This is a genomic window from Bradyrhizobium sp. BR 1432 (assembly GCF_051547705.1).
Lineage (GTDB): Bacteria > Pseudomonadota > Alphaproteobacteria > Rhizobiales > Xanthobacteraceae > Bradyrhizobium > Bradyrhizobium zhanjiangense.
The window spans coordinates 510,612-532,900 of the sequence record NZ_JBPUGF010000004.1 but is presented as its reverse complement, the minus strand read 5'-3'; the positions used below and the strand labels follow the sequence as shown (position 1 = coordinate 532,900).

The window sequence follows — 22,289 nt, the reverse complement described above, 5'->3', positions numbered from 1 at the left end:
GGCTTCGTTACCAAAACAGCATGATCACGACGAATTTCTGGCTGTTCCTGGCCGCCGCTTGTCTCATTGCCGCCCTTCCCGGCCCCGGCATCTTCTATGTCGCGGCACGGACCTTGTCGGAGGGACGCATCAGCGGTTTTGCATCCACCGCGGGCACGGCGCTGGGCGGACTGGTTCATGTGGTGGCGGGCAGCCTCGGCATCTCCGCGATCATCCTGGCCAGCGCCGAACTGTTCGCGGCCGTAAAATTCGTCGGCGCGGTCTATCTGATCTGGCTCGGCATCAAGACGTTTCGCAGTGCCGGCCGGACGCTGTCGCTCGAGAGCGAACCCGTCGGCGACCGGCGCGCATTCCGCGACGGCGTGCTGGTAGAGGCGCTGAACCCGAAGACCGCCGCGTTCTTCCTCGCCTTCATTCCGCAATTCCTGGATCCCGCGGGATCGAACCCCACGGCGCAATTCATCATGCTCGGTTCGATCTCAGTCGCGCTGAACACGCTCGCGGATGTGGTGGTGGTGCTGATGGCATCAGCGACGCGCAAGCAGCTGATCGGAAGGCCGCATCTGATGCGGCGCCTGACGCAAGGCTCGGGCGTCTTCATCGCCGGCCTCGGCCTGTCGCTCGCACTGGCGCGGCGGCCGGCAAATGGCTAGCGCCCCGCAAAGCCGCTATTATGAATCGCACGGCCTGCGGCTGCATTATGCCGATTGGGGCAATGACGGCGCGCCCGTCGCCATCCTGGTCCATGGCGGCCGCGATCATGGCCGGAGCTGGGACGTCATCGCAGAATCGTTGCGGCCGCATTTCCACGTGCTCGCGCCCGACCTGCGCGGACACGGCGATTCCGATTGGACCCGAGGCGGCAGCTACGCGCTGACGGAATATGTGTACGATCTTGCCCAGCTTGTCCGCAACATCGCAGCGCCTCAGGTGACGCTCATCGGCCATTCGATGGGCGGCATGGTCAGCCTGATTTTTTCAGGATCATTCCCCGAGCAGGTCGCGAAACTCGTCGTCCTCGACGGCGTGACCATGTTGCCGGATACGCCAAAACCGCCGGCGCATGAGCGCATCGGCAAATGGATCGCCCAGCTCGACAAGCTGCATGACCGCACGCCGCGTCGCTATGCGAGCCTCGAGGCCGCAGCCGCGCAGATGATGCTGCACAACAAGCGCCTCGCCCGCGACCTCGCGCTGCATCTCGCCACGCATGGCGCGCGGCGGAACGAGGACGGCACCTATAGCTGGAAGTTCGATCCCTACCAGCGCGCCAGCGCGCCGCACCGGCTCTGGCCGGACGACCACGTCGCGCTGTGGTCACGCATCGCCTGCCCGACATTGCTGCTCAACGCCGGCGAAAGTTTTCTGGCGGGCGCAAAGGCAGCAGGCCTCGAGCGGTATTTCCAGAACGCGCGCATCGAGACCATCGTCGGGGCGGGACACTGGCTGCAGCATGACAAGCCGCGGGAGGTGTTGGGTGCGATCCGAAAGTTTCTTGGGCTGGCAGCGGTCAGCGGCTAACTCAACTGCCGTAGGGTGGGCAAAGGCGCAACAGCGCCGTGCCCACCATGCATCCAGATTGCACGAATAAGTTCGTGGGCACGCTTCGCTTTGCCCACGGCACCGTCTTCGCAGAAATACCTAGCTCAACGTCCCCGCATGCACCCACCAGCCGGGGTGATCGCGCCGGATCTTTTCGGCGGCAGCATGGGCCTCGGCCGGCGCGCCATAGATCGCAAAGCACGTCGCCCCCGAGCCAGACATGCGGGCGAGCTTGACGCCGGCGGAATCGCGCAAGGCTTCCAGCACCTCGCCAATCACAGGTTCGATGCGCATTGCGGGCGCTTCGAGGTCGTTGGGGACGGTTTCGAGAACGTCGACCCAGTCCGCGATCGACGCACCCTCCTCCGGCCAGGCCGGAGCGCGGATGACGTCGGTGACGCCGACCAGGAGCTCGCCATTGCGCAGGCCCAGCGCCTTGAACACGTCCTTGGTCGCGACCGGCACGCGCGGATTGACCATGACGCAGGGCATGCTCGGCAACGCGAGCGACAGCAGCTGCTCGCCGACCCCGGTCATGTCGCAAGCGCGCGAGAGGAGGCACACCGGCACGTCCGCGCCGGTTGCGAGCGCGACCTTCTGAAGACGGGGATCATCAAGCGACAAATCGTTGAGACGCGCCAAGAGCCGCAGCGCCGCCGCGGCATCGGCCGAGCCACCGCCGATGCCGGCTGCAACCGGGAGCACCTTGTCGAGTGCGAAGGCGCCCAGCTTCAGGCCGGGCACAGCCTCGGCGAGAAGCTTGGCGGCCTTGAGCACGAGATTGTCGGCGGTGTCGCCGCAAGCTGCCGCCAGCGGTCCGGTGGTGGTGAGCTTCAGCTCGTCACCCGGCTCCAGCGTCAGCCGGTCGGCGCAGTCGGCAAATGCAACCACGCTTTCGAGATCATGATAGCCGTCGGCACGACGGCCGACGACGCGAAGGCTCAAATTGACCTTCGCCCGTCCCTCTTCAATCAACGCCGACATCGGCGACACGCCCCCAACAAACCTCAGCCGCCCTTGCCGTCGTCCTTCTTCTTCTCGGCCTGCGCCGCCGAAGAGTTCGAATTGTCGTCCGAGAGCCCATTGGCGATCTTGGCCTCGATCTTCGGCAGTTCTTCCGGCTCGGGCTTGAGATCGCGCGCATGCGACCACTGGAACTTTGCTTCCAGCGTGCGGCCGACGCGCCAGTAGGCATCGCCGAGGTGATCGTTGATGGTGGGGTCCTCGGGCTTGAGATCGATCGCGCGCTCAAGGTTCTTCACCGCCTCCTCGTAATTGCCGATGCGGTAATAGGCCCAGCCGAGGGAGTCGACGATATAGCCGTCGTCGGGACGCTGCTCGACGGCGCGCTTGATCATCTTCATGCCTTCGTCGAGATTCACGCCCTGGTCGATCCAGGAATAGCCGAGATAGTTGAGGACGTGCGGCTGATCGGGCTGAAGTTCGAGAGCCTTCTTCATGTTGGATTCGGCCTTGGCCCACTGCTTGGAGCGCTCCTCGCAGATGCCGCGATAGTAGTACCAGACGCTGTTGGCCTTGTCGTTGCCGGCCGGCAGCACATCGATGCCTTGCGAATAGGTCGCACCGCAATCGCCGAACTTCTTGCGGCCGCGCTCGATGTTGCCGAGCGCCATGATGGCTTCGAGATCCTTGGAATCCTCCGACGTGACGCCCTTGAGGATCTTGATCGCCTCGTCGGTGCGGTCGGCGGAATCGAGGTCAATGGCGAGCTGGATCTGCGCGTTGCGCTTGAGCGGCGAGGACGAGGGCACGCGCTCATAGACCTTGATCGCCATCTGCGGCCGCTTCACCGATTCATAGAGATCGGCGAGCGAGAGCAGCGCCAGCGGATGGCTGGGCTGGAGGTAGAGCGAGAGCTGGAGATAGACCAGCGCTAGATCCTCGCCGCCGCGGCGGGTCAGCGTGGCGCCGATACCGTAGAGCGCTTCGGCGGCGCCGGCTTGCGCGGAATCGACGAGCGGCGGCATCTTCTTGCCGGCCTTGGTCTCGCGCAGGCCTTCCACGATCAGCGGATGGCGGGCGAGCTTCTTGTCGAAAGCCTGGTAGACGGTGGTCGCGGCGGCGGAATCCTTGTTGCGCGACAGCCAGCGCGCATAGGCCTCGGTGACGCGCAGCATGGAATCGTCGAGCTTGTAGGCGCGCTCGAAGCGGGTACCGGCGTCCTTCTCCTTGCCGGAGAGTTCGAGGATCATGCCAGCATGGAGGTCCTTGAACAGCGGATACCATTCCGGGCCGGCCAGCTTGTCGATGGTGGCGACACCGCCCTTGGCGTCGCCCGCACCATAGGCGGCCCAGCCCGACAATAGCGTAGCGACGAGATCGGTGATCGGACCGCGGATCGACTGGTTGATGTTGGTTTGCGCCGTCGCGTACTTCTTCAGCTTGAGATCGTGCACGCCGACGACGAGCCGCGCGACGCGGTTGGTCTTGTCGATGGTGAGGATGCGCTCGGCGAGCTTGACGGCCTCGTCGATGTCGCCGTCGGCGACCGAGGAGATGAAGGCGCGGTCGAGCAGTTCGTTGTTCTTCGGATCGGTGCGCAGGGCCGAGCGGTAGAACGCCGCGGCGGAGGAGGCGTCGCGCTCGACGCTGGCGTGGCGGGCGGCGAGATAGCTGCCGGCGCCGGTGAGCGACTTCAAATCGTTCCGGGTCGGAAACTGCGCCGCTGTGTTTTCCGGGTGATCCGGCGTCTGCGCCAGGACCGCGCCGGGGACCGCGACGAACGCGGTGCCCATGAGGGCGATGGCGGCAGCAGTCCAGCGGTTGAAACGATTTGAAAACATCAGGGCTCGCCTTGAGTTGGTAGTGCCTGGGTCTGCAGCAGAAGGCCGTATCGCATGCGAACGCGGCCGGTGGCATCGGGACCCGGAACCGTCAGGCCGACAATGCCGCTTTTGGCGCTTCGCCGCAAGGATTCGGACCGGGCGATCCCCGCCGCACGCCCCAAATCGGTCAGGCGAATCGGCCAAGAGCGCCCCAAGACGCCGCTACTATGGCCTTATCGTGGCCGCGGGCTGCCCCCGCGGCCCGGTTCTCACGCGAACGTGCGTCACATTGCCGGGGTCGCGTAACCTTGGTCCCATCGGCGCTGGCTGCACGTTCCTGGCTTACATTGCCTCGTAATTCGGACCGCCACCGCCCTCCGGGGGAACCCAGGTGATGTTGCCGTTGGGGTCCTTCACGTCGCAGGTTTTGCAGTGGACACAATTCTGGGCGTTGATCTGGAAGCGTGGGCCAGAACCCTCCTCAATCCACTCATAGACGCCGGCCGGGCAATAGCGGTTCGAGGGACCGGCGAACACGTCGTGCTCCGAGGTCTTCTGGAGGTTCATGTCCGTGACCTTCAGATGGATCGGCTGGTCCTCCTCGTGATTGGTGTTGGACAAAAACACCGAGGACAGCTTGTCGAAGGTGATCTTGCCATCCGGCTTCGGGTAGTTCTTCGGCGCGTGGCTCTTGGCCGGATCGAGTGTGGCGCGGTCATGCTTGCGATGCGATTGCGTGCCGAACAGCGACGCGCCGAACAGCGTATTGCACCACATGTCGAAGCCGCCGAGCGCGACGCCGAGCACGGTGCCGAACTTCGACCACAGCGGCTTGACGTTGCGGACCAGGAACAAATCCTTGCCGACCGACGACGTGCGCCAGGCATTCTCGTATTCGACGAGCTCGTCATTGGCGCGCTCGGCGGCGACCGCCGCGGCGACGTGCTCGGCGGCGAGCATGCCGGTGCCCATTGCATTGTGCACGCCCTTGATGCGCGGCACGTTGACGAAGCCGGCTGCGCAGCCGATCAGCGCGCCGCCGGGGAAGCTCAGCTTCGGCACCGACTGATAGCCGCCCTCGGTGATGGCGCGCGCGCCGTAAGCGAGCCGCTTGGCGCCTTCGAAAGTGCCGCGGATCGAGGGATGGGTCTTGAAGCGCTGGAATTCGTCGAACGGCGACAGATAGGGATCGTCGTAATTCAGATGCACGACGAAGCCGACGGCGACGAGATTGTCGTCATAGTGATAGAGGAACGAGCCGCCGCCGGTCTTCATATCGAGCGGCCAGCCAAACGAATGCTGGATCAAGCCCTTCTGGTGCTTGGCGGGATCGATCTGCCAGACCTCCTTGAGGCCGATGCCGAACTTTGGCGGCTCGGCCTTGGCGTCGAGTGCGAATTTGTTGATGAGCTGCTTGGTCAGGCTGCCGCGGGCGCCTTCGGCAAACAGCGTGTACTTGCCGAGCAATTCCATGCCGCGGGTGAAGGAATCTTTCGGCTTGCCGTCGCGGCCGATGCCCATGTCGCCGGTGGCGATGCCCTTGACCTTGCCCTCCTCGTCATAGAGCACTTCGGCCGCCGCAAAGCCCGGATAGATCTCGACGCCGAGCGCCTCGGCCTTGCGCGCCAGCCAGCGGCAGACATTGCCGAGCGAGCCGATGTAGCAGTGATGATTGTCCATCAGCGGCGGCATCATGAAATTCGGCAGCTTGATCGCGCCGGCGCCCGTCATCCAGTAGAAGCGGTCGTCCTTCACCTGCGTCTTCAGCGGGCAGTCGGAATCATCGCGCCAGTCCGGGATCAGCTTGTCGAGCCCCGCCGGATCGATCACGGCGCCGGAGAGAATGTGCGCGCCGACCTCGGAGCCCTTCTCCACCACGACCACGTTGAGATCGGCGTTGAGCTGCTTCAGCCGGATCGCAGCCGACAGGCCCGAGGGGCCGGCGCCGACGATGACGACGTCGAATTCCATGGATTCGCGCGGGGGAAGTTCTTCGGTGCTCATCTGATCTCAGCCCTTGAGACGGTCCTTGGTCGATTGCGCCCTCTTGTTTCCGATTTTTCCGGGTAGGACAACCTCGGAATTGCGTTCTGCCGGGATGCAAGGCCGCCCAAGGTGATATAATAGTCAAACTTTCCCATGATCCCCGAACCCGCACCCACCGTCCGTGAGCTCCTCGCCTTCTATCTGGAGGCCGGTGTCGACTGCACGCTCGCGGAGGAACCGATCGACCGCCTGGCGGATTAGATGCCCCGCCGCCAGCCGCCCGCGTGGCAGCGCCGGTCGAGCCATCGCGGCCGGTCGCTGGGCCGACGGTCCTGCGCGGCGAGGCTGCCCCTGCGCCCGACGTCGCGATCGCTTCCGCACGCGAGGCGGCGCGGACCGCGCCGACACTGGAGGCGCTACGCGAGCTGATGCAGAGTTTTGAGGGCTGCGCGCTGAAGCATACCGCGACGCGGCTGGTGTTCGCCGACGGCAATCCCAAGGCGCGCATCATGTTCGTCGGCGAGGCGCCCGGGCGCGACGAGGACATCGAGGGACTGCCCTTCGTCGGGCGCAGCGGCAAGCTGCTCGACCTCATGATCGGCGCGATCGGTCTCAACCGCACCACCGCCTATATCGCCAACGTCATTCCCTGGCGGCCGCCCGGCAATCGCACCCCGACGCCGCAGGAGACTCAAATCTGCCTGCCCTTCATCCAGCGCCAGATCGAGCTGGTGAATCCGGACGTGCTGGTGACGCTCGGCAATCCCTCGACGCAAACGCTGCTGTCGACGCGCGAAGGCATCATGCGCACCCGCGGCCGCTGGTTCGACTACGACACCGGCCAGCGCACCATCCGCGCGCTGCCGACATTTCACCCGGCGTACCTGCTCCGCTCACCGTCCTACAAGCGGTTGGCTTGGCAGGATCTGCGCGCGGTCGCAAAGGTGCTGGCGGGATAGCGATCTGCTGTAGGGTGGGCAAAGGCGCAAAAGCGCCGTGCCCACCATAAGCTTATCCCAGGTAGCGATGGAGGCGGTGGGCACGCTTCGCTTTGCCCACCCTACAATCGTCCGCGCCCGAGGCGCGAGATCGCCTCACGTCCCCTTCGGCCGCACGATGGCCCAGCCGATGCGCAGCAGTTGCTGGCGGCCGTTCACCAGCCATTCGAAGGCGCGCGGGACCTCCGGCACAATCCCCGGAAGCGCTTGAGGATCTCCGGCGGCGGGGTGCCGGCGGTATCCGCGGCGCGCCAGACCACGACGCCGCCGGTCTCGCTGAACTTAGTCTGATTCATCCACGGCGTGCGCGCCGGGTCGGCGTCGATGAAGAGATGCGGCCGCCCGGAATGCAGCGTGATCAGGCTCGCAAGCTGGGTCTCGCCGGCGACCGCGCGTAGGCGATGATTGGTGCGGCGGGCGAAGCTCTCGTCGAAGAAATCCGAGATCGCGCGGGCCGGCATCGAAGTCGCGATCTCGCCGGTGCCGGTCCAGGGCATGACCAGGACGGCGAGCGCGACGCCCGCGGCCGGCGCGACGACGGCGGCGGCCCATACCATGCGCAGCATCCGCGCGCGGCGCATCGCGATGAGATCCCCTGCGGCAACCACCACGACAAGCCCGGACATGACGAGCACGACACCGGCGCCACCGGCGGCGGATTCCAGCCCGAAGCAGACCGGAGATCAGCACCGCGCCGAGCGGCGGCGCCAGCGCGAAGAAATAGACGAAGTTGCGCGCGAGCGGCTCGACCGGCGGGCGATAGATGATCGGGGCTTCCTCGCCCTTGTCGGCGAACATCCCAGTGTTGAGGAAGGTCAGCGCCGGAATCGCCGCCGCCCCAAGCACGAGCCCGCCGAGCAGCCAGGCTGCGTGCAGGGCGCGGGCGTTGAGCTCCGAAACCTGCGGCAAGGCCGGCATGGTCAACGTCTCGGCTCGCATCAGCCAGACCGCGTAGGGCAGCGCCAGCACGGCAACGACGATCAGCGCAAACAGCGGATCGAGCCCCCATAGCGTCCTGCGGCCGCGCGCAGTCGAGATCGCGAAGACGACGATCAGCAGGAGGAGGAAGATCGCGGCGGGCGTCGTGAGCAACAACAGGCCGGCTTCGATCGACCAAGCGAACCAGGCATTGCCGCGGCGCTGGCCGATGATCTGCCAGGAGTGCAGCAGCAGCAGCGCCCAAAGCGGTCGCGCCAGCACCAGCGGGCCGAAGTCGAGCGCGGACGAGGAGAAGGCCAGCACGGTCATGGTCAGCAGCACGGCGAGCACGGCCTGCTGGGAGCCGACCACGGCGCGAGACAGATGAAAGAGCGCGATGAAGGTCGCGATCTCGCAGAGCTGGGCGAGCACGTAGACGCCGAACATGTGACCGCCGGCGGCGCGATAGGCAATGTCGGCGAGCCAGATCGGCAAGGGAGGGCCGAGATCGGTGCCGACCTGGTACTCGCGGCCGAAAGCCAGCAGCGTCGCAAGGGTGCCGGGCGGGCTGCGGTAGAACGCCAGCGCCACGAACAGCCACATCGCCGCCTGAAGCAACACGGCGATCCACACGATCAGCCGCGGCCGGGCGCGAATGAGCTCGATGACCAGGGAGGTAAACCGCATGCAAGGTCCGAAAGATGCAGCCAACCCGTCCAGCCGGCCCTATTCGCTCACGTCTGTTTTGATAAAGGGCGCAGCGCGTCGTGGCAACTTCGGTCTGCTGCCTCTCCCCGACAGTGTCTCTTCTCCCCTCTTCCCGCACGCGGGGAGAGGCAAAGAGGCCGCAGCGAAAAGCGGAGTCCTAGAGACCTGTGGAGGCGCCGGCTTCGACACCCGCCTCCACCTCCATCTCGACCTCGGTGACGGAGAACAGATCCTGCACCGGCTCGACGGTCCAGGGCATATGCTTGGCGCGGGCGGCAGCGACGGGGGCGAAGAAGCGGCGGTGGTGGATGGAGGGGCCGAGGCGGTCGAGGGCGTCGAGATGCTCGGGCACGGCGTAACCCTTGTGCTGCTCGAAGCCGTAGCCGGGGCAGTCTTGCGCCAGCGCGCACATCAGCCGGTCGCGGGTGACCTTGGCGACGATGGACGCCGCCGCGATCGACAGCACGATGCCGTCGCCGCCGATCACGGCCTCGCAGTCGCATTCCGTATCGAGCCGGTCGCGGCCGTCGACGAAGACATGGCGCGGCGTCTCGGGCAACGCCACCACCGCGCGCTTCAGCGCCCACAGCGAGGCGCGCAGGATGTTGTCGCGGTCGATCCGCGCGGGCGAAGCCACGACAACCGAGACCTGCGCGGTGGCGCAGATCTTGTCGAACAGCTTTTCGCGCTCCTCCACCGTCAGCCGTTTGGAATCGTCGATGCCACGGGGAATGCGGTTGGGATCAAGGATCACCGCCGCCGCCACCACGGGGCCGGCGAGCGGGCCGCGGCCTGCCTCGTCGCAGCCCGCGACCGGCCAGACGCCGCGCTTGATCAGCGCGCGCTCCCGACGGAAGCTCGGCGGCGCTACGGCGATGATGCCTTTCGGGCCCGCACTCTTGCCGGCTAAAGCCTCAACCTCCGAAGGCTTAGTTTCCGACTTCTTGGCTTGCGACGGCTTGGCTTCCGGCGTGTTGGCTTCCGAGGCCTTGGCAGGCGCGGCCTTCTTCGCACCGTTCTTTTTTGGCGCGTCTTTGGCTGGCTTCGTCGCGGACTTGTCCCGAATCATGGCCGGGATCGTGCGCAAGGGACTTCGCCAGCGCAACTAGGAACCCCAGATAATTCCCGTTATTCAGGTGAGCCGCCCTACTCCCCAGATGCACCCGCCGATCGTCACCGACATGGATGCCGGGCGCGACCACGACCTCCCACGGATGCCCGTCAGGGTCAGTAAAATAGCCGGAATAGCCGCCGTAATCGGTCTCGTGCGCCGCTTTCAGCAGCGTTGCGCCCTTGTCGACAGCGAAAGCCAGCACCGCATCGACCTCCGCGCGCGTCCGGCAGTTCCAGGCGAGCGTCATCCCACGAAAGGTCGACGGCCTCGGATTGTCCGGCAACGACGCGTCGGCAGCGAGCTGATCCCAGGGATACAGGGCGAGCACCGGACCACCGGTATCATAGAAGGCGACCGCCTCACCGGTCACCTTCAGCCGGCGCGAGAAACCGAGCGCGTCGTAGAAAGCGACGCTGGCGCGGATGTCGCCGACACCGAGCGTGATGACGGTCAGCCGCGGCACCGGCACGGTAAGTTCCTCGCTCATGCTACGCCTCGTCCACTTCCCGATCAGAACAGGCTGAGCTGATCGCCGTTCCGCTTCGGTCGCGCGAAGTGATCCGTGGTCAGCTTGGAGCGCCGTTTGTTGAGGCCGAGCCTGTCGCAGGCGATCTCGAAGCGGCGGCCGATGGTCCAAGCCATCGGGCCGGTTCCCTTCATCCGCTCGCCCCATTTCGCATCGTAGTCACGGCCGCCGCGCATGTCGCGGATCAGCGTGAAGACGTGGCGGTAGCGGTCCGGATAGTTCGCCATCAGCCATTCGCGGAACAGATCGCGCACCTCGAGCGGCAGCCGCAGCAGCACGTAGGAGGCTTCCTTGACGCCGGCATGGGCTGCGGCATCGAGGATGCGTTCGATCTCGGAATCGTTCAACGCGGGAATCACGGGCGCGACCATCACGGTGGTGGGAATACCGGCGTCGGAGAGCTGCTTCAGCGCCTCCAGCCGCTTCGGCGGCGTGGAGGCCCGCGGCTCCATGGTGCGCGCGAGCTTCGGATCGAGTGACGTCACCGAGATCGCGACCTTGGCGAGATTGCGCTTGGCCATCCGCGCGAGAATGTCGATGTCTCGCACCACCAGCGCCGACTTGGTGACGATGCCGACCGGATGCCCGGTGCGCTCCAGCACCTCGAGGATGCCGCGCATGATCTTTCGCTCGCGCTCGATCGGCTGATAGGGATCGGTGTTGGTGCCGATCGCAATCATCCGCGGCTCGTAGCCGCTTGCTGCGAGCTCCTTCTCGAGCAGCGCCGGCGCCTCGGGCTTCACGAACAGCTTCGACTCGAAGTCGAGCCCCGGCGACAGGCCGAGATACGCATGGGTCGGCCGCGCGAAGCAATAGACGCAGCCGTGCTCGCAGCCGCGATAGGGATTGATCGAGCGGTCGAAGCCGATGTCGGGGGAGTCGTTGCGGGTGATCACCTTGCGCGAAGTGTCGACGGCAACCGTGGTCTTGAACGGCGGCAGCTCCTCCAGGCTCTGCCAGCCATCGTCGAAGGCGACGCGCGCCTCGGCCTCGTAGCGGCCGCTGGCATTGGACTGGGCACCCCGCCCTCGCCGGCGCGCACGGTCGATGGCGACGCCAAGCTCGGGAAAATCGGCAGGAAAATCAGAAGGCGCACCCGCCGGCTCGGAGGGCGCCGTGACCGGCGGGTGCTTGAGGGCACGAGAAGATGCTCAACTCATGAAGCCAACATAGCACCCGAACGGAACAAATCAAGAACAAGAACAAAAAACGCGAAAACAACCCCATGCACAGTAGCGCTGCCCAAACTTTCGGCGCGCCCTTGACCTCACGCAACGCCGGCGCCGCGGCGATCCCGTTTCATGGCGAAGGGATCAATCGCGCCGGAACAATGTTGGTGACGATCGCTGGGTGAAGGTCGGCAAGAACATGACAAATCAACGACAATTGCGCGCGGCGAGCAGCGAACTCGATCTCCTCGATCGCTACTGGCGTGCCGCCAACTATCTCTCCGTCGGGCAAATCTATCTCCTCGACAATCCGCTGCTACGCGAGCCGCTGCGGCCCGAGCACATCAAGCCGCGCCTGCTCGGCCATTGGGGCACGACGCCCGGTTTGAACTCCATCTATGCCCATCTCAATCGCGTCATCCGGGCGCTTGACCTCAACGTGATCTACGTCTGCGGCCCCGGCCATGGCGGCCCGGGCATGGTCGCCAACACCTATCTGGAAGGCAGCTACAGCGAGATCTATCCCGACATCGCCCGGGATGCGGACGGATTGCGCAAGCTGTTCAGGCAGTTCTCCTTCCCCGGGGGCATTCCGAGCCATGCGGCGCCGGAAACGCCGGGCTCGATCCACGAGGGCGGCGAGCTCGGCTATGCCCTGGTGCACGCCTATGGCGCCGCATTCGACAATCCCGACCTCATCGTCGCCTGCGTCGTCGGCGACGGCGAGGCCGAAACCGGCCCGCTCGCGGCGTCCTGGCACTCCAACAAGTTCCTCAACCCTGCCCATGACGGCGCGGTGCTGCCGATCCTGCATCTCAACGGCTACAAGATCGCCAACCCGACCGTGCTCGGGCGGATGCGGGACGAAGAGATCCGCGATCTCTTCCGCGGGCTCGGGCATGAGCCGCTGTTCGTCGCGGGCGACGATCCCAAATTGATGCACCAGGCCATGGCGGATGCGCTCGACGTCGCGCTCGCCAGCATCCGCTCGATCCAGCAGCACGCCCGCGACGGGCGCAGAAACGTCGAGCGACCGCGCTGGCCGATGATCGTGCTGCGCAGCCCCAAGGGCTGGACCGGCCCGAAGGAGGTCGACGGCAAGAAGGTCGAAGGTTTTTGGCGCGCGCATCAGGTCCCCGTTGCGAGCTGCCGCGAGAACCCGGCGCATCTGAAGCTGCTCGAGGACTGGATGCGCAGCTATGAGCCGGACAAGTTGTTCGACGCCGGCGGCGCGTTCATTCCCGAGCTTCAGGCGCTGGCGCCCGAAGGCCAGCGGCGGATGGGCGCCAATCCGCATGCCAATGGCGGTCTGTTGAAGAAGGAGCTGAAGCTGCCGGATTTCCGCAGCTTCGCGGTCGAGGTGCCGCAGCCCGGCGGCATGGTGGCGGAAGCCACCCGCGAGCTCGGCAAATTCCTGCGCGATGTCGTCCGCCTCAATGCCGAGACGCGCAACTTCCGCATCATGGGCCCGGACGAGACGGCATCAAACCGGCTCGATGCGGTGTTCGAGGCCACCGAACGCGTCTGGATGGAACCAACCGAACCTTACGACGTGCATCTCGCGCGGGACGGCCGCGTGATGGAGATCCTGAGCGAGCATCTCTGCCAGGGCTGGCTCGAAGGCTATCTGCTCACCGGCCGGCACGGCTTGTTCTCCTGCTATGAGGCCTTCATCCACATCGTGGATTCCATGTTCAACCAGCACGCCAAATGGCTGAAGGTGACGCGCGATCTGCCCTGGCGGCGCCCGATCGCCTCGCTCAACTATCTCCTGACCTCGCATGTCTGGCGCCAGGACCATAACGGCTTCAGCCATCAGGACCCTGGTTTCGTCGATCTCGTCGCCAACAAGAAGGCCGATATCGTCCGGATCTATTTCCCGCCCGACGCCAACACGCTGTTGTGGATCGCCGATCATTGCCTGCGCACCTACAACCGCATCAATGTGATCGTCGCCGGCAAGCAGCCGGCGCCGCAATGGCTGTCGATGCAGGAGGCGGCCACGCATTGCGATGCCGGCATCGGCATCTGGACCTGGGCGGGCACGGAGGACACAAACACAGAGCCCGACGTGGTGATGGCCTGCGCCGGCGACGTGCCGACACTGGAGACGCTCGCCGCCGTCGACCTCTTGCACAAGGCGCTGCCTGACCTGAATATCCGCGTCGTCAATGTCGTCGACCTCATGACGCTGCAGCCGAAGGAGCAGCATCCGCACGGTCTGTCCGACCGCGATTTCGACAGCCTGTTCACATCAGACAAGCCGGTCATCTTCGCCTACCACGGCTATCCTTATCTCATTCACCGGCTGACCTATAACCGCACCAACCATGCCGGCATGCATGTGCGCGGATTTGCCGAGGAAGGCACCACGACGACGCCGTTCGACATGGTCGTGCTCAATGAGCTCGACCGATACCATCTCGCGATCGAGGCGATCGAGCGCGTGCCGGGGCTTGCGACCAGGGCTGCGCAGGTCAAGCAACAGTTCCGCGACAAGCTGATCGAACACTCCCGCTATGTCCGCGAGCATGGCGAGGACATGCCTGAGGTCCGCGATTGGGTCTGGTCGAACACCGCCGGCGGCAAAACGCCGGCCAAAGCCGGCAACTGAAGCCATGTCGGACACTGTCCTTGTGCTTAACTCGGGATCATCGAGCATCAAGTTCGGCCTGTTCGAGCTGGCGGCGTCCGACCCCGACCTGCTCTGCAACGGCTTGCTCGACGAGCACGAGGCGGCGCCCCGGCTCGTGGTGAAGAGCCCAGCGGGCGAGATAATGTTCGAGGCGCGGAAGGACTCATCCGATACGGACAGTGGTCATCTGTTCGCCGAGGTGCTGGCGTTCATCGACGAGCGTTTTGGCGAGCACCGCCTGCGCGCCATCGGTCACCGCATCGTCCACGGCGGCCCGGATTACTACGGCCCGGTCGAACTGACGGACGACGTCTATGCCAAGCTGGCGGCGCTGACCCCGCTTGCTCCACTGCACCAGCCGCGTTGCCTCGAGCCGGTCCGCACCATCCAGGCGATCCGCCCCGGTCTGACGCAGATTGCCTGTTTCGACACCGCCTTTCATCACAGCATGGCCCAGCCCCCGAGCCGGTTCGCCATTCCGAGGCGCTATGAGGAGCGCGGTGTCCGGCGCTACGGGTTTCACGGCCTCTCCTTCGAATATGTCGCGGGGCGCCTCGCGGCAATCGCGCCGCAGCTCGTCGCAAAGCGCACCGTCATCGCGCATCTCGGCAATGGGGCGAGCCTGTGCGCGCTGCGCGATGGCCGCAGCGTCGACACCACGATGGGACTGACACCGCTCGACGGCCTCGTAATGGGCACGCGCTGCGGCACGATCGATCCCGGCGTGCTGCTCTATCTGCAACAGCACCAGAACATGTCGGTCGAGGACATCCAGCATTTGCTGTATCTCGAGTCCGGCCTACTCGGCGTCTCCGGCATCTCCGCAGACATGCGTACGCTGCTGGCAAGCCGCGAGACTGCGGCGCGCGAGGCGGTCGATCTGTTCGTTTTCCGGGCGGCGCAGGAGATCGCGATGATGTCGACCACGCTTGAAGGATTGAACTGCCTGGTCTTCACCGGCGGCATCGGCGAGCATGCGAAAGAGATCCGCAGCGCGATCGGCGAACGTCTTAGCTGGCTCGGTGTGAGCATCGATGCCGCTGCAAATGATGCCGCGCGCGAGCGCATCAGCGGGAGCGATAGCGCTGTTGAGGTGTTCGTCATACCAACGAATGAGGAACTAACGATCGCGCGGCATTGTGCGGCGGTGCTGCAGACAATAGGTGCTCATCCGATTTAGCCCGTGATGGCCGCCAATCCGGCATTGCGAGCCAACGGGTCCGCGCGAAGCGCGGCCCGATGACAGGCTCCGCGAAGCAATCCAGACTGGCTCTGCGGCGGGACTCTGGATTGCTTCGCTTCGCTCGCAATGACGACGAATGCGGCAAAGCAACGCATCACAACGCACCAGCGATTATGCGGCGACAACCCCTCACCGAAGTGAGCTTGTGTCGACCAGCGTCGCCGCCCTCTCCCACAAGGGGAGAGGGCAAAGTAACGCGCGTCTCGCTCGCGAACAAAATTCAGCTTGGCTAATGCGTGCCCGACCATATCTGAAAACACCCGATCGCGATCTCGATCACGATCAGCACCACGATCGCGATTTCGAGGCGGAGCGAGCGCTGGGTGTCGATGATGTCGGTCAATGCGTTGGCGGTCTCCGACACCGCCGTGAGTTTGCGCTCGAGCGTGTCGAGGCGCTCCTTCAGCTCATACTCGTCCTCGAGCCGGGCATAGAGCCGGTCGAGCTCGGGCTTCTCCCAGAGCACGTCGGGTTTCTCGGCGACGGCAACACGGCCCGCGACACGCTGCTGGACGAGAAGCGCATTGCCGATCAGCTGTAAAATGCCCTTGCGCCGGCGCGGCGTGCGGCCGCGCTCGGCGAGCTCCCGCGCAAACGGCTCGATCACGTCGAAGACCGCCGCGACGCGCCGCTCGTCGCGGGCGAGCGACGTGCTCTTGGCGAGCGCATCCGCGATCAGGAGCAGCCGGTCGTCGGAGAATTTGGCGAGACAGATCGGCCCGCCCGGCTGGATCGCCTCGACATTCTCGTCCTTGCAGAGCTGCGCCTGCGCGGTCTCTTCCTCATGAGGACTGAACTCGCCGATCACCCGCGGCTTCAGGCTGTTGATCAGCACCTTCTCCTCCGAGGGCAGAAGACCGATCAGCACCACGACGCCGTAGCGGAAAATCACGACAAGTCCGGCGTGGACGCGGAAGGCAGCCGGCGTCGAGGAGACCAGCGTGCCGATCTCGAGGCCGGAAGCATTGATGCGGTCGCCCAGCATCAGGGCGCGAACCCGCAGGGTCGGCACGGCGTCCTGCTTCGGCGTCGTTGCCGTCGCGTTGACGGCGAGTTGATCGGCATTCATGCAAGGCCTCCGTCAGCACCAATCAGGACCCAAGTCGCACATCGTTCCCGTTCGACGGTTGGTTGCAGCCCATCCCCTCCTTGGACGGTTGCGAACTGCCCTGCGCCGCGCAACATCATCGTCGGACTCCGGGTTAATACGGACCGGACGAGCTTGTGCCGAAATAATCGACCAAAATACCATCCCGCGCGCGACACATTTGGCTGGGAGTTTACCATTGCATGCCGAAGCCCCGCCGAAAAAGTTGCACTCGGCAACGCCAAGTGTTTATGACAACATCATGAAAAGCTACGCTTCTTCCGAAGTGCAGATATTGAAGCTTCAATCATGCTGAGCGTCATCATTCCGACCGAAGGCGTCGAGCAGACGGCAGTCGCAACGCTGGCCGCGCTCGTCCCCGGCGCCGCGGCCGGCATCATCCGGGAAGTGCTCCTGGTCGACGGCACCCGCAACGGCGTCATCGAGCGCGTCGCCGACGTCGCAGGTTGCCGCTTCATCAGCTTCGAGGGCTCTTCGCAAGGGGCCGCGCGCGCCGCCGGCGCCCTCCAGGCCCGTTCGCCGTGGCTGATGTTCCTCCCTGCCGGCGCGGTGCTGGAAACCGGCTGGATCGAGGAGACCACCCAGTTCATCCAGGCCGTCTCGAGCAGCGGCCGCGATCGAGCGGCGGTGTTTCGCTATGCGCGTTCACCCTACGCCGACACCGGGCTCGGCGACATCCTCCGCGCCGTGGCGCGCAAGCTCGTCGGCCCGTTCGGCGATCAGGGGCTTTTGATCGCGCGCGATCATTATGACCGGATCGGCGGCTACCCGCCGCAGGCCCGCCGGTCCGAGGCACGGCTGCTCCGGCGGCTCGGCCGCTCGTCCCGGACCATGCTGCGCAGCCGGATCGTCATGGTCGGCTGAAGCCGCCCAATACTTGCCAAAGTCAAATAATTGTTTGACAATGGCAAGTATTGAGGTGACCCATGTCCTTTGAAGCTACCGACGACCACATCGCAGCGGTCCGCGCCTTCAACCGCTTCTATACCCGCAAGCTTGGTGTGCTCGACCAGCACCTTGGAAAAAGCCCGTTTTCGCTCAGCGAGGCCCGGGTGCTCTATGAACTCGCGCATCGCGACGACCTGGCGGCCAAAGAGATCGGAAACGAGCTGGGTCTCGACCCCGGCTATCTCAGCCGCATCGTGCAAAGCTTCGACGAAAAGGGGCTAATCACGCGAAGACCCCTGCCCGCAGATCGCAGGCAATACCAGCTCAGCCTCACCGCCAAGGGCCGCCAGGCCTTCGCCAAGCTGAACCTAGGCTCGCAAAACGACGTTGCCGCCATGCTCGCTCAGCTTTCGGCCAGCGATGCAACGCGGCTCACGCAGGCGATGGCGACCATTGAGGCTGTGCTGGAGCAACGTCGAAGCCAGCCCGCGGCTTTCATGCTGCGCAGCCATCGCGTCGGTGACATGGGCTGGGTCATCTCCCGACAGGCCGCCGCCTACGCCGCGGATTACAACTGGGATATCAGCTACGAGGCGCTGGTCGCCGAGATCTGTGCACAGTTCATCAGGAACTACGACGCCGCGCGCGAGCACTGCTGGATCGCGGAAGTAGGTGGCGAGCCGGTCGGCTCGATCTTTCTGGTCAAGGCCACGGATGAGATCGCCAAGCTGCGCCTCTTGCAGGTGGAGAAGAAAGCGCGGGGGCTCGGCATCGGTCGCGCGCTGGTCGAGCAATGCATCCAAGGCGCACGCGAGAGGGGCTACAGCAAGATGACGCTGTGGACGCAGAGTATCCTCGTCGCCGCGCGCGGCATCTATCAAAGTGCAGGCTTCAAGCTCGTGAAGGAAGAGAAACACCACAGCTTCGGTGCCGATCTGGTCGGGGAGACCTGGGAGCGGGATCTCTGACGAGCTTGCTGCGGAAGAAATGCATGTTGCGGCGAGATGCACGTTGATGTGCCCTCTCCCCTTGCGGGAGAGGGCGGCGACGCTGGCAGACACAGAACTCGCTTGGGTGAGGGGTATGTCTCCGAACTCTCCGTGCCGATAGAGACCCCTCACCCGTCTCGCCGCTACCGCGGCGATCCACCCTCTCCCGCAAGGGGAGAGGGGAAGAGGTCCGCGCCTAGCTCAGCGGAGAGAGCGTCAAAGCAACCGCAATCACACCGTCGCGCCTTGCGCCTTCGGTCTTCGCAGATGCTCGTCCAGCCTTGGCATGATCTCGACGAAATTGCAGGGACGCGTGCGGTAGTCGAGCTGGGCGGCAAGGATGCCGTCCCAGCCGTCGCGGCAGGCGCCGGGCGAACCTGGCAGGCAGAAGATGTAGGTTGCGCCCGCGACGCCCGCAGTGGCGCGGCTCTGGATCGTCGACGCGCCGATCTTGGCATGGCTCAGCATATGGAACGCGATCGAGAAACCATCCATGCGCTTCTCGAACAGCGGCTCGATCGCCTCCGGCGTGACGTCGCGCCCGGTGAAGCCGGTGCCGCCGGTGGTGATGACGACGTCGATGCCGGCATCCGCGATCCAGCGGCGGATCACGTTGCGGATCGCCTCGATGTCGTCGGTGACGATCTCGCGCGCGGCGAGCTTATGGCCGGCAGCCAGGAGACGGTCGGCCAGCGTCTGGCCCGACTTGTCGTCGGCGAGGACGCGCGTGTCTGATACGGTGAGCACCGCGATGTTGAGCGGGATGAATTGCTTTGTCTCGTCTATGGAGGCCATTGTATCGCACCTTCTATCCCGCCCACCGCCGTCATCCTGGGGCGCTCGCCCTGCGGTGCAAGCGCACCGAAGGGCGAAGGATGGGCCACGGGCTCCGCCATCCTTCGAGGCTCGCCGGGCGAGCACCTCGGGCTGACGCCACTACTTCTGAATCCTCAGAAGCGCAACCGCGCAACATAATTCGTGCTGCGTTGCGTCCGGGGCACGAAGCCTTCGTTACAGCGCCCCGGCACCGAACGTGTTGCAGGCCTGCACCGAGCCCTGCTGGTAGCCGGTCATGAACCACTGCTTGCGTTGCGCCGCCGAACCGTGGGTGAAGGAATCGGGCACGACGCGGCCCGTCGCCTGGCGCTGGAGCGTATCGTCGCCGATCGCGCTCGCCGTGGTCAGCGCGGCGTCGATGTCGCCGGGCTCGAGGAAGTTCGGGCGCTTCTTGGCCTCGCGGTTGACCCAGACGCCGGACAGGCAGTCGGCCTGCAATTCCACCTTCACCTGAAGCGCATTCGCCTCGGCCTTGCTGCCGGCCTGCTGCTGCAGCCGCGTCACGCGCGGAATGATGCCGAGCAGGTTCTGGATGTGATGGCCGGCCTCATGCGCAATGATGTAGGCGGTGGTGAAGTTACAGGCGGACTTACCGGAGCAGCCGCGGAAGCGCGTCTCGACCTCTCGGAAGAAGCCGGTGTCGAGGAAGATGGTGCGATCCGGCGGACAATAGAACGGCCCCATCGCCGACTGCGCCATGCCGCAGCGGCCGCCATTGGTGGCGTTACGGAACAGTACGATCTTCGGACCGGTATAGGACTGGCCGCTGGCCTGGAAGATCTCGCTCCAGCGATCGTCGATCTCGCCGAGAATGCCGGAGATCATGCTGCCCATCTCGTCGGTCGGTGCGCCGCGCTTGCCGGAGGAGGCCTGGCGGTCGGTCTGGTAGGTGGGCGCATGGCCGCCGCCGGTGAGGATCTCGGCGCCGCCGATCAGGATGCGCGGGTCGATGCCGAAGGCGTAGCCGACCAGGCCGAGGATGATGATGGTGCCGATGCCGAGCCCGCCGCCGCCCATCGGCAGCCCGAACCCGCCTCCTCCGCCGCCGCCAAACCCACCACCTTCGTCGCGACGATCCTCGATGTCGTCGCTGCGGCGGAAGTCATCGTAACGCATGGCGGCCTTTCCCCTGGGGGTCCCTGGTATCGTCGGCTTCGTCGGGCGCATGAGCGCCAAAGCTCAACGCGCCACACAGGTAAAATTTCCGTTGCGTTTATCAATATCGTGGCCGGCAAAAATTGCCTAGTGCGACACCATGCCGATGCCAGCAATTTTTTCCGAGGGTCGAGCAATTTTTTCCGAGAGAAATTTGGATCTTTTCTGAAGCCTCGACTGCTCGCGTGAGGCGAAGAAGCACGAAATGCACTGTAAAACACGGCGAATGCGCGCAACGTCCCGCACACGAGGCGCGATGCGGAGGCTGCTCACGAAAGCGGCGGGTTAAGTCGATTTTTACTTTGCCGCTTCAATGTATCGGTCAGTCGGTTGTTTGGTCCCGCGTCGCCGACAGCGTCGCCTGAGTCAGAGTTCTTGAGTTCATGGTAGAGTTCGCGTCGCGGGGCGTCTGCAAGGGCGCCCCGCACAAATTTTGAGTCCCCTTCGCATCGCATCATCCTCGGCGATTGCGTCGCCGAGATGTCGAAGCTTCAGGCCGGTTCGGTCGACCTCGTGTTCGCCGATCCGCCCTACAATCTTCAGCTTAAGGGCGATCTCAAGCGTCCCGACGAATCCCATGTCGATGCCGTCGACGACGAATGGGACAAATTCGATTCGTTCTCAGCCTATGACGATTTCACCCGCGCCTGGCTGCTTGCCGCCCGCCGCGCGATGAAGCCGTCGGCGACGATCTGGGTGATCGGCTCCTATCACAACATCTTCCGCGTCGGCGCCATCATGCAGGACCTCGGCTTCTGGCTCCTGAACGACATCGTCTGGCGCAAGACCAACCCGATGCCGAATTTCCGCGGCCGCCGTTTCACCAACGCGCACGAGACCATGATCTGGGCCGCGCGCGACGAGAAGGCCAGGGGCTACACGTTCAACTACGAGGCCCTCAAAGCCGCGAACGAGGACGTGCAGGCGCGTTCCGACTGGCTGATCCCGCTCTGCACCGGCGAGGAGCGCCTCAAGGGCGCCGACGGCAAGAAAGTTCATCCGACGCAGAAGCCGGAGGGCCTGCTCGCGCGTGTGCTGCTGTCCTCATCCAAGCCCGGCGATCTCGTGATCGATCCTTTCAATGGCACCGGTACCACCGGCGCGGTCGCAAAGCGTCTCGGCCGCTCCTATATCGGCTTCGAGCGTGACAAGACCTATGCGAAGGCGGCCGAAGCCCGCATCGCGGCGGTCGAGCCGCTGCCGGAACAGAGCCTCGCCCCATTCATGACCGCGCGCGAGGCGCCGCGGGTCGCGTTCTCCGAGCTGATCGAGCGCGGCATGATCATGCCCGGCACGAAACTGTTCGATGCCAAGAAGAAACTCGGCGCCCTCGTGCGCGCCGACGGCGCCATCATGCTGGGCGACAAGGTCGGCTCGATCCACCGCATCGGCGCCGTGGCGCAAGGCTCGGCCGCCTGCAACGGCTGGACCTTCTGGCACGTCGAGACCAAGAAGGGCCTCAAGCTGATCGACGAGCTGCGCGCGGAGATCCGCGCTGGCATGGCGGCGGAGTAATCCGATCGTGATCTCGTAGGGTGGGCAAAGCGAAGCGTGCCCACCATCTCGAATGCCGTCTAGGACCCGGTGGGCACGGCGCTTCGCGCCTTTGCCCACCCTACAGCTGCTTGAATGCCGCCACAGCCAGGACTAGATTCGCCCGATCAGTCTCGTCCCGACCGGTCCTCCC

Annotated in this window: 14 protein-coding genes and 4 pseudogenes; 8 read left to right on the top strand and 10 right to left on the bottom strand. The window is 65.0% G+C overall.

Features of this window, described 5'->3' with window-relative positions; genetic code table 11:
* The first annotated feature begins 20 nt into the window (after nt 1–20).
* On the top strand, nt 21–653 hold the full coding sequence (locus ACSKB8_RS43415; protein WP_438111575.1) for a LysE family translocator: 633 nt from the start codon (nt 21–23) through the stop codon (nt 651–653).
* Nucleotides 646–1,521, top strand: a complete 876-nt coding sequence (locus tag ACSKB8_RS43410; RefSeq protein ID WP_438111573.1) for an alpha/beta fold hydrolase — start codon at nt 646–648, stop codon at nt 1,519–1,521. Before ACSKB8_RS43415 ends, ACSKB8_RS43410 begins: the two co-directional genes overlap by 8 nt.
* Before the next feature lie 120 nt (nt 1,522–1,641).
* On the opposite strand, the gene ACSKB8_RS43405 is transcribed toward ACSKB8_RS43410, so the two are convergent.
* The 3 genes from ACSKB8_RS43405 to ACSKB8_RS43395 form a co-directional block, all read right to left on the bottom strand.
* Entirely contained in the window at nt 1,642–2,526 is an 885-nt protein-coding gene (locus ACSKB8_RS43405) for a 4-(cytidine 5'-diphospho)-2-C-methyl-D-erythritol kinase (protein ID WP_438111571.1), read from the bottom strand.
* A 23-nt stretch (nt 2,527–2,549) separates the two neighbouring features.
* On the bottom strand, nt 2,550–4,346 hold the full coding sequence (locus tag ACSKB8_RS43400; protein WP_438111569.1) for a tetratricopeptide repeat protein: 1,797 nt from the start codon (nt 4,344–4,346) through the stop codon (nt 2,550–2,552).
* Nucleotides 4,347–4,670: 324 nt separating this feature from the next.
* Nucleotides 4,671–6,332: an electron transfer flavoprotein-ubiquinone oxidoreductase gene (locus tag ACSKB8_RS43395; RefSeq protein WP_438111567.1), complete on the bottom strand. Its 1,662-nt coding sequence runs from the start codon at nt 6,330–6,332 to the stop codon at nt 4,671–4,673.
* Between the two features lie 135 nt (nt 6,333–6,467).
* Between ACSKB8_RS43395 and ACSKB8_RS43390 the strand changes: the two are divergent.
* Nucleotides 6,468–7,273 (top strand): annotated as a pseudogene (locus ACSKB8_RS43390) (uracil-DNA glycosylase).
* Nucleotides 7,274–7,408: 135 nt separating this feature from the next.
* On the opposite strand, the pseudogene ACSKB8_RS43385 reads toward ACSKB8_RS43390, so the two are convergent.
* The 4 genes and pseudogenes from ACSKB8_RS43385 to ACSKB8_RS43370 all read right to left on the bottom strand — a co-directional run.
* Nucleotides 7,409–8,917: pseudogene (locus ACSKB8_RS43385) on the bottom strand (glycosyltransferase family 39 protein).
* Between the two features lie 178 nt (nt 8,918–9,095).
* Nucleotides 9,096–10,007 (bottom strand): ribonuclease HII, encoded by a 912-nt coding sequence (locus ACSKB8_RS43380; protein WP_438111565.1) that lies wholly within the window; start codon nt 10,005–10,007, stop codon nt 9,096–9,098.
* 85 nt (nt 10,008–10,092) lie between these two features.
* Nucleotides 10,093–10,539: pseudogene (locus ACSKB8_RS43375) on the bottom strand (VOC family protein); the annotation flags it as partial.
* A gap of 23 nt (nt 10,540–10,562) precedes the next feature.
* Nucleotides 10,563–11,729, bottom strand: a pseudogene (locus ACSKB8_RS43370) (PA0069 family radical SAM protein); the annotation flags it as partial.
* Nucleotides 11,730–11,946: 217 nt separating this feature from the next.
* On the opposite strand from ACSKB8_RS43370, the gene ACSKB8_RS43365 reads away from it, so the two are divergent.
* Entirely contained in the window at nt 11,947–14,361 is a 2,415-nt protein-coding gene (locus ACSKB8_RS43365) for a phosphoketolase family protein (protein ID WP_438111563.1), read from the top strand.
* Nucleotides 14,362–14,365: 4 nt separating this feature from the next.
* The gene (locus tag ACSKB8_RS43360) at nt 14,366–15,562 is read left to right on the top strand and encodes an acetate/propionate family kinase (protein WP_438111561.1); all 1,197 of its coding nucleotides are present in this window, start codon (nt 14,366–14,368) and stop codon (nt 15,560–15,562) included.
* Nucleotides 15,563–15,854: 292 nt separating this feature from the next.
* On the opposite strand, the gene ACSKB8_RS43355 is transcribed toward ACSKB8_RS43360, so the two are convergent.
* The gene (locus ACSKB8_RS43355) at nt 15,855–16,694 is read right to left on the bottom strand and encodes an RMD1 family protein (RefSeq protein ID WP_438111559.1); all 840 of its coding nucleotides are present in this window, start codon (nt 16,692–16,694) and stop codon (nt 15,855–15,857) included.
* A 327-nt stretch (nt 16,695–17,021) separates the two neighbouring features.
* Here ACSKB8_RS43355 and ACSKB8_RS43350 point away from each other — a divergent pair, with 327 nt between their 5' ends.
* Both ACSKB8_RS43350 and ACSKB8_RS43345 read left to right on the top strand, forming a co-directional pair.
* Entirely contained in the window at nt 17,022–17,597 is a 576-nt protein-coding gene (locus ACSKB8_RS43350; protein ID WP_438111557.1) for a glycosyl transferase, read from the top strand.
* Nucleotides 17,598–17,659: 62 nt separating this feature from the next.
* Nucleotides 17,660–18,589, top strand: coding sequence for a bifunctional helix-turn-helix transcriptional regulator/GNAT family N-acetyltransferase (locus tag ACSKB8_RS43345; protein ID WP_438111555.1), 930 nt, complete (start codon nt 17,660–17,662; stop codon nt 18,587–18,589).
* A 252-nt stretch (nt 18,590–18,841) separates the two neighbouring features.
* Here the strand turns inward: ACSKB8_RS43345 and moaB are convergent, their stop codons facing one another.
* Nucleotides 18,842–19,405: a molybdenum cofactor biosynthesis protein B gene (moaB, locus tag ACSKB8_RS43340; RefSeq protein ID WP_128943726.1), complete on the bottom strand. Its 564-nt coding sequence runs from the start codon at nt 19,403–19,405 to the stop codon at nt 18,842–18,844.
* A 216-nt stretch (nt 19,406–19,621) separates the two neighbouring features.
* Nucleotides 19,622–20,563 carry a KPN_02809 family neutral zinc metallopeptidase gene (gene ypfJ / locus ACSKB8_RS43335; RefSeq protein WP_091894186.1) on the bottom strand — a complete coding sequence of 314 codons (942 nt, stop codon included), beginning with the start codon at nt 20,561–20,563 and terminating at the stop codon, nt 19,622–19,624.
* A gap of 519 nt (nt 20,564–21,082) precedes the next feature.
* Here ypfJ and ACSKB8_RS43330 point away from each other — a divergent pair.
* Nucleotides 21,083–22,117 (top strand): site-specific DNA-methyltransferase, encoded by a 1,035-nt coding sequence (locus ACSKB8_RS43330; RefSeq protein ID WP_438111553.1) that lies wholly within the window; start codon nt 21,083–21,085, stop codon nt 22,115–22,117.
* Nucleotides 22,118–22,289 lie beyond the last annotated feature (172 nt).

Excerpts from the sequence above, each read along its gene's own strand:
- ACSKB8_RS43345 (WP_438111555.1), top strand. The coding sequence starts at position 17,660 with ATGTCCTTTGAAGCTACCGACGACCACATCGCAGCGGTCCGCGCCTTC.
- ACSKB8_RS43395 (WP_438111567.1), bottom strand. The coding sequence starts at position 6,332 with ATGAGCACCGAAGAACTTCCCCCGCGCGAATCCATGGAATTCGACGTC.
- ACSKB8_RS43365 (WP_438111563.1), top strand. The coding sequence starts at position 11,947 with ATGACAAATCAACGACAATTGCGCGCGGCGAGCAGCGAACTCGATCTC.
- ypfJ (WP_091894186.1), bottom strand. The coding sequence starts at position 20,563 with ATGCGTTACGATGACTTCCGCCGCAGCGACGACATCGAGGATCGTCGC.
- ACSKB8_RS43410 (WP_438111573.1), top strand. The coding sequence starts at position 646 with ATGGCTAGCGCCCCGCAAAGCCGCTATTATGAATCGCACGGCCTGCGG.
- ACSKB8_RS43415 (WP_438111575.1), top strand. The coding sequence starts at position 21 with ATGATCACGACGAATTTCTGGCTGTTCCTGGCCGCCGCTTGTCTCATT.
- moaB (WP_128943726.1), bottom strand. The coding sequence starts at position 19,405 with ATGGCCTCCATAGACGAGACAAAGCAATTCATCCCGCTCAACATCGCG.
- ACSKB8_RS43355 (WP_438111559.1), bottom strand. The coding sequence starts at position 16,694 with ATGAATGCCGATCAACTCGCCGTCAACGCGACGGCAACGACGCCGAAG.
- ACSKB8_RS43360 (WP_438111561.1), top strand. The coding sequence starts at position 14,366 with ATGTCGGACACTGTCCTTGTGCTTAACTCGGGATCATCGAGCATCAAG.
- ACSKB8_RS43350 (WP_438111557.1), top strand. The coding sequence starts at position 17,022 with ATGCTGAGCGTCATCATTCCGACCGAAGGCGTCGAGCAGACGGCAGTC.
- ACSKB8_RS43405 (WP_438111571.1), bottom strand. The coding sequence starts at position 2,526 with ATGTCGGCGTTGATTGAAGAGGGACGGGCGAAGGTCAATTTGAGCCTT.
- ACSKB8_RS43330 (WP_438111553.1), top strand. The coding sequence starts at position 21,083 with ATGTCGAAGCTTCAGGCCGGTTCGGTCGACCTCGTGTTCGCCGATCCG.
- ACSKB8_RS43400 (WP_438111569.1), bottom strand. The coding sequence starts at position 4,346 with ATGTTTTCAAATCGTTTCAACCGCTGGACTGCTGCCGCCATCGCCCTC.
- ACSKB8_RS43380 (WP_438111565.1), bottom strand. The coding sequence starts at position 10,007 with ATGATTCGGGACAAGTCCGCGACGAAGCCAGCCAAAGACGCGCCAAAA.